Genomic DNA, 5,852 nt, shown 5'->3' with positions numbered 1-5,852 from the left:
TAGAGCAAGTGATTCCACCGGCTCCCTTAGTTGTCCATTCGACAGAACTGCCACGATCGAAAACATCGCGACCATGGCAAATAAGTAGAGGGGTGTAAGCCGGAAGATGCGAGAAATATAAAGCTGGGTCCAGTCAACGGGCCGCTCCTTCGAATCGATCAATTTCGAAAAGAACAAAAAACCGGTAATCATGAAAAACAAAGCAACCCCGCTTTGACCCAAGTGCGTGTATAAATTGGAGGGCGGAACCGCCCATTGTCCAGTTCGAAGGAAAAAGAACCAGATGGATGCATGATGCAAAAAGACCGCAAACCCGAGGTATCCGCGCAAACCGTCAATGGTTGAGACTCGCCCGATGGGAAGAATCACGGCGAAACGCGTTGCGAGGAAACGGGTAGTTGCCAAGGCCAGAAGAAAGGCTAAAACAACCGGAATTGGGCTGATGGGGTTCATGTTGTAGATGCGAAATGACTCAGGGGTACAGCCAAACCGCCCGACTCTAGGATTCTGGAGATCAAAGGAATGGCAAGTGGAATTAGACACCACGGCAACTGTCGGCGCGCACCTGCAGTTCACAGGCAAGCAGCAGGCCTTTGTGGACTTCGTGCTGGCGCAGTATGTCGAGCAGGGCGTGGAGGAACTGGACACTGACAAGCTGTCGCCGCTGCTCAAGCTGCGTTACCGCAACGCGATGGCCGACGCGCTCAGTGACCTGGGCAGTGCGGCGCAGATCCGGCAGGTTTTTGTCGGGTTTCAACGGCATCTTTACCAGGGCTGATGCCATTGGCGGGATTCGGGCAAACTACCCGGTCTTTGCTGGTGGCTGCCGGCCGCCAGCTTGTTGCTATTATTTAGATAGCCTCTAGCCAACGTGCAATAAGGGCTAGCGCCTTATTTAGCACGCAAAAAAAGAGCCCTTCTTCAAACCCGTATGCCTGGAAAAAAAGCGCCCGTCGATATTGTTTACCTGTGGGTAGATGGGTCCGACCCCGCTTGGCGGCGCAAGCGCCAGCAGGCCTATGCCCGCTGGGTGCAGCAGCACCCGGATGCGCTGGCGCTGCACGGCAACGCGGCGGGCCGCTACCGGGACAACGGTGAGCTGCGGTTCAATTTGCGCGCGCTTGAGAAGTTTTTCCCTGACCACGGCCATGTCTACATCGTCACCGACGGGCAAGCGCCGGACTGGCTGCGCCCTTCTGACCGGCTGACGCTCGTTGACCACCGGCAGTTGCTGGATGGCGCGGCGCCGCTGGTGTTTGACTCGGGGCATATCGAGTCTTATTTGCACCATATTGCTGGCCTGTCGGAGCGCTTCATCTATTTGAACGATGACGTGTTTTTTGGCGCAAAAGTGGACCCGGCGTGGTGGTTTGAAGGCCGCCTGAAGGTCTTCATGGAGCCTGCGCTGGTGCCGGACTACGGCGCCTTGCAGCCGCAGGAAACCGCGCTGGTGAACGCCTCGATCCGGTCCGGGCAATGGCTGGCGCAACGCTACCCGCAGTACCGCCATGTTTCGCGCATCTATGCGCACACGCCGCGCGCCATGCTGAAAAGCGCCATGCATGAGCTGGAACACCTGGCCCAGGACTGGTTTGCGCAGGTTCGCTCCACCGTGTTTCGCTCCTGGCGCATTCCGGCCATCGTGCCCGACCTGGCGCCGCGCTGGATGGTGCAGATGGGCTACGCCGAGCAGCTGGTGCTGGCCCCCTTGCACATCAGCACCGGCGACGCGCAGGCGGGGCAGCAGTTTGAATCGCTGCTGGACCGCTTTGGGTCGCTGCCGTTTTTTTGCCTCAACGACACCTGCGACGACGCGCACCCGGATGACCCGCGTTTGCAGCGCATCGCGCGCACCCTGGAGCAGCTGCTGCCCGAGCCCTCGTCGTTTGAATACGAATACGCGGAAATTCGCGCCGCCTGAGCGTGGATTGGGCGGATGGCAAGCAAACCCCGATAATTGCGCGATGAAAATGAGCAGCGCGATTTCACGTTTCATGGCTGGCGCCGCCATCACCTTGTGCTTGTGCGGCGGCAGTGCCATGGCGGCCGACGGGCTGCTCTGGTTTGCCGACGGAAGGCCCGCGCCCCAGGCCCGCCAGGCCATAGAGCTGCTTGCCGCTGCAGCAAGCCAGGGACTGGAACCGCAAGACTACAACGCTAGCGCGCTGCAGCAGGCCATCGGCCAGGCAGCGCAGGGCTCAGCGCCGGAGCCGGTGACCGTCGCGCGCCTGGAGGCAGCGCTGACGACAGCCCTGGAACGCTACCTGTCGGACCTGCACAGGGGCCGCATTGACCCGCAACGCATTCATCACAACTACCATGCGCCGCGCAGCGACGGGTTTGAGCCGGCCGCCTACCTGCGGGCCGCCGTGCAAAACCAGCGCCTGGCCCAGGCCGCCCGGGAAGCCGAGCCCGGTTTGCCGCTCTACGCGCGCTTGCGCGAGGCGCTGGGGCAGTACCGCGAACGCGTCGGCCATCCGGCCTGGCAGCAAGCGCTGCCGCCATTGCCTGGCGGCAAGCTGGCGCCGGGTCAGGCCTATGCAGGTCTGGCGATGCTGGCGCAACGGCTGGCCGTGCTGGGAGACCTTGCGCCGGGTGCGCCCGATGCGCAGTTGCCGCCGCGCTACGAGGGGCTGCTGGTCGATGCCGTCCAGGCTTTCCAGCTGCGGCACGGCCTGGCTGCCGACGGCGTGGTGGGCAAGGCCACGCTGGCGCAGCTGCAGGTCACGCCCGCTGCCCGCGCGCGGCAGATCGCGCTGATGCTGGAGCGCCTGCGCTGGACCCCGCTGACGCAGAGCCCGCGCATGATTGTCATCAACATCCCGGAATTTGTGCTGCGCGCCTACGAAGTACGGGACGGCCGCATCCATGTGCAGCAGGAGATGAAGGTCGTCGTCGGCAAGTCGCTGGACACGCGCACCCCGCTGTTCGATGAAGACATGCGTTTCATCGAGTTCAGCCCCTACTGGAACATACCGCCGTCGATTGCCCGTGCCGAAACCGTGCCCAAGCTGCGGCGTGACCCGGGTTATCTGGCGCGGGAGGACATGGAATTTGTGTCGGCGGACGGCCGTGTGGACCAGACGGTTTCGGCCGCGCAACTGGACGCCGTGCTGGCAGGCCGATCGCGCATCCGGCAGCGGCCGGGGCCCAAAAATGCGCTCGGCGACATCAAGTTTGTGTTTCCAAACCACGACAACATCTACCTGCACCACACCCCGGCGACCCAGCTGTTCGAGCGCGACCGGCGCGACTTCAGCCACGGCTGCATCCGCGTCGAGCAGCCGGTGGCGCTGGCCAAATTCGTGCTCAAGGGCATGCCGGAGTGGACCGAGGACCGCATACAAAAGGCGATGCGCCGGGGTCAATCGGCCACGCTGCGGCTGGCCGAGCCGGTGCCTGTGCTGATTGCTTATGGAACTGCGCTGGTAAAAGAGGGTCGTATGTTCTTTTTAGAAGATATCTATGGGCTCGACCGCCTGCTGGACGCCGCCTTGCGGCAGCGCACGCAAAATCTGTCGTCCATCAAGGAATAAACCATGCGCGACCCCTTCACACTGGCCCGCCGCCGCTTTCTGCACCACACGGCGCGACTCGCTGCGGTCGCCGCCCTGCCGGCAATGGCGGCCCCTGCCGTCCTGGCGTCGGTGCCGGACGCACGCGGGCTGGCGCTGGTTCACACCCACACGCACGAAAAAATCGACCTCGTGTACGCCGACAGCGAACGCTACCTTCCCGCTGCGCTGGGCTCATTGAACCGTTTTCTGCGCGACCACTACACCGGCGACATCGGCCTGATGGACCCGCAGATATACGACCAACTGCACCGCGTGCAACAGCTATTAGGCAGCAAGGGCTCTTTCGAGGTGATCTCCGGTTACCGCTGCCCCGCCACCAACGCCAACCTGCGCCAGACACGCAGCGGCGGCGTGGCCAAGCACAGCCTGCACATGGAAGGCCGCGCCATTGACGTGCGTCTGCCCGGCGTGCCGCTGAGCGAGTTGCACCAGGCGGCGCTGTCGCTGGGTGCGGGCGGCGTAGGCTTTTACCCACGCGAGCAGTTTGTGCATCTCGACACCGGCCGGGTCCGCAACTGGTGATGGACCCGGCAACGCGGCCCGGTGTCAGGGCTGCTTGCCGCCCAGATAGCCAAACGGGTTGATGGGCTCGCCCTTCCACCACTGTTTTTCAGGCCCGAGCCGGAAGATGGCGAAATGCAGGTGGGGCGCGTCCGGACTGGCGTTGCCGGTGGACCCCACATAGCCCACCACGCTGCCACGGCGCACTATTTGCCCTTCTGCCAGCCCGTCGGCATAGCGGTCCAGGTGGGCGTAGTAATAGGCCAGCTGCCCGGTCGCATCAAACTGGTACACGGTGATGCCGCCGGGCTTGCTCAGGAACAGCTTGACGATGGGCCCGTCAGCCACGGCCAGCACCGGCGTGCCGCGCGGTGCCAGGATGTCGATGGCCTCATGGCCTCTTTGGTTGCCGTCCCGGCCATCGTCGAAGGTGTCGCGCAAATCACGGGCCGCGATGCCCTGCACCGGCAGCAGCAGCCCGGGCGGCTCGGCAGGCATGTTGGCGGCCACCAAGGGCGCGGCGTCGGCCGGAACCGCCTGGGTGCAGGCGGCGCAAGCCAGGCAAAGCATGGCAAGCCCGAACCGGTCCCGCCAGCGCCCCACCAACGAATCAAGCATGAACATCCACGGCATAGCCGATTTTGACGACCTGGGCCACGCGCAGCACGTCCCAGTTGGTCAGGTGGATGCACCCGTTGGTTTCTGCCGAGCCCACGCGTTCGGGCTTTGGCGTGCCGTGAATGCCCCAGTGCGGCTTGCTGAGTCCAAGCCAGTAAACGCCAACCGGGTTGTTCGGGCCGGCCGCAATGTCGGTCTTGCTATCGGTTTTACGGGTGTCCTTGAGCAGCGCGGGGTCAAAGGTGAACACCGGGTCTTTGGCGGCATTCTTGATTTCCATGCGGCCAATCGGCAAGGCGTCCGAGACGCTGCCCATGCTGATCGGGAAGGCGGCCACCGGCAGATCGGCCTTGTCGAGCAGGTAGAGCACATGCTCGGATTTATCGATGCGGATCGACGCGGCTTTGGTCGGCGCCTTGTCGCTGCCCGTGGCCGGAACAACGATCCTGTCACCGGCCTCAAAGGCGCTGCCGCGGTTGGCGTCGCGCAGCCATGCCGGGCTGCAGTGAAATTTTTCGGACAGCGCTTCCTGAATCGATTCGTAGCCCAGCGACTTGAGCTGGGCGCGCTCCATGGTGTCGAGGGGTAGCGTGGTGAAGGGGCCGGCGGCATCTTCCTTGGTCAGCGTGTAGGCGCTGAGCAGCGGCGCAGGCGTCGGGCCCGCCAGGGTTTTCCAGGTTTCACTGTCGATGCGGCCCGTCGATTTCAGGCTGTTCGCGGTCTGGAACGCGGCCACCATGCGGCGCATGTTGGGGCCGTAGGCACCGTCGATCTCGCCCGGAGAGAACCAGGCCTGGTCCAGCAGGATCTGCGCGCGCAGCACGGCCTCGCCGCGCGCGCCCTGGGCCAGCGGCGGCGTGCTGGTAGCGGCGTTGACGCGCTCCATCAGCGCGGTGCCGGTCAGGGCGCTGGCCGGGGGGCGCTGCTGCACTTTGGCGGCGACAGCGGGAAAGGCGGTACTGGCGGCCAGCCAGAAAAGGGCTTGGCGGCGGGTTGGAAAAAAATTGGCAGGCATAAAAGTTCCGTGATGGTGATGAACCCATCCTAGGCGTGGGCGCATGCACAGCGTGTCAGCAAAGGCCGTGTCGTCGAGTCGTTGCAAGGCACGTCGTGAGGCAATGCAGGCATGCCGGCCTATTTTTATTTTTATTTTTA

7 protein-coding genes are annotated in these 5,852 nt (G+C 63.6%); 4 read left to right on the top strand and 3 right to left on the bottom strand.

The genetic code is table 11. From position 1 onward, the window contains the following. A partial coding sequence (locus IV091_RS01640) for an acyltransferase family protein (RefSeq protein ID WP_293464299.1) occupies nt 1-453 on the bottom strand: 453 nt, incomplete at its 3' end. Nucleotides 454-460: 7 nt separating this feature from the next. On the opposite strand from IV091_RS01640, the gene IV091_RS01635 reads away from it, so the two are divergent. From IV091_RS01635 to IV091_RS01620, 4 genes are all read left to right on the top strand, one after another. Further along, on the top strand, nt 461-778 hold the full coding sequence (locus IV091_RS01635; RefSeq protein WP_366806972.1) for a type I restriction-modification enzyme R subunit C-terminal domain-containing protein: 318 nt from the start codon (nt 461-463) through the stop codon (nt 776-778). 153 nt (nt 779-931) lie between these two features. After that, nucleotides 932-1,921, top strand: a complete 990-nt coding sequence (locus IV091_RS01630; protein WP_293464295.1) for a Stealth CR1 domain-containing protein — start codon at nt 932-934, stop codon at nt 1,919-1,921. A gap of 43 nt (nt 1,922-1,964) precedes the next feature. After that, nucleotides 1,965-3,536, top strand: a complete 1,572-nt coding sequence (locus IV091_RS01625) for a L,D-transpeptidase family protein (RefSeq protein WP_293464293.1) — start codon at nt 1,965-1,967, stop codon at nt 3,534-3,536. 3 nt (nt 3,537-3,539) lie between these two features. Next, the gene (locus IV091_RS01620; RefSeq protein ID WP_293464291.1) at nt 3,540-4,100 is read left to right on the top strand and encodes a DUF882 domain-containing protein; all 561 of its coding nucleotides are present in this window, start codon (nt 3,540-3,542) and stop codon (nt 4,098-4,100) included. 24 nt (nt 4,101-4,124) lie between these two features. Here IV091_RS01620 and IV091_RS01615 read toward each other — a convergent pair whose 3' ends face one another. Both IV091_RS01615 and IV091_RS01610 read right to left on the bottom strand, forming a co-directional pair. Beyond that, on the bottom strand, nt 4,125-4,697 hold the full coding sequence (locus IV091_RS01615; RefSeq protein WP_293464289.1) for a M23 family metallopeptidase: 573 nt from the start codon (nt 4,695-4,697) through the stop codon (nt 4,125-4,127). Then, nucleotides 4,690-5,712, bottom strand: a complete 1,023-nt coding sequence (locus tag IV091_RS01610) for a L,D-transpeptidase family protein (protein WP_293464287.1) — start codon at nt 5,710-5,712, stop codon at nt 4,690-4,692. Before IV091_RS01610 ends, IV091_RS01615 begins: the two co-directional genes overlap by 8 nt. Nucleotides 5,713-5,852: the final 140 nt, after the last annotated feature.

The organism is Polaromonas sp., from assembly GCF_018780625.1.
Taxonomy (GTDB): domain Bacteria; phylum Pseudomonadota; class Gammaproteobacteria; order Burkholderiales; family Burkholderiaceae_C; genus Polaromonas.
Note: the sequence above shows the minus strand (reverse complement) of the source record. Positions and strands in the feature narration are given on the sequence as shown.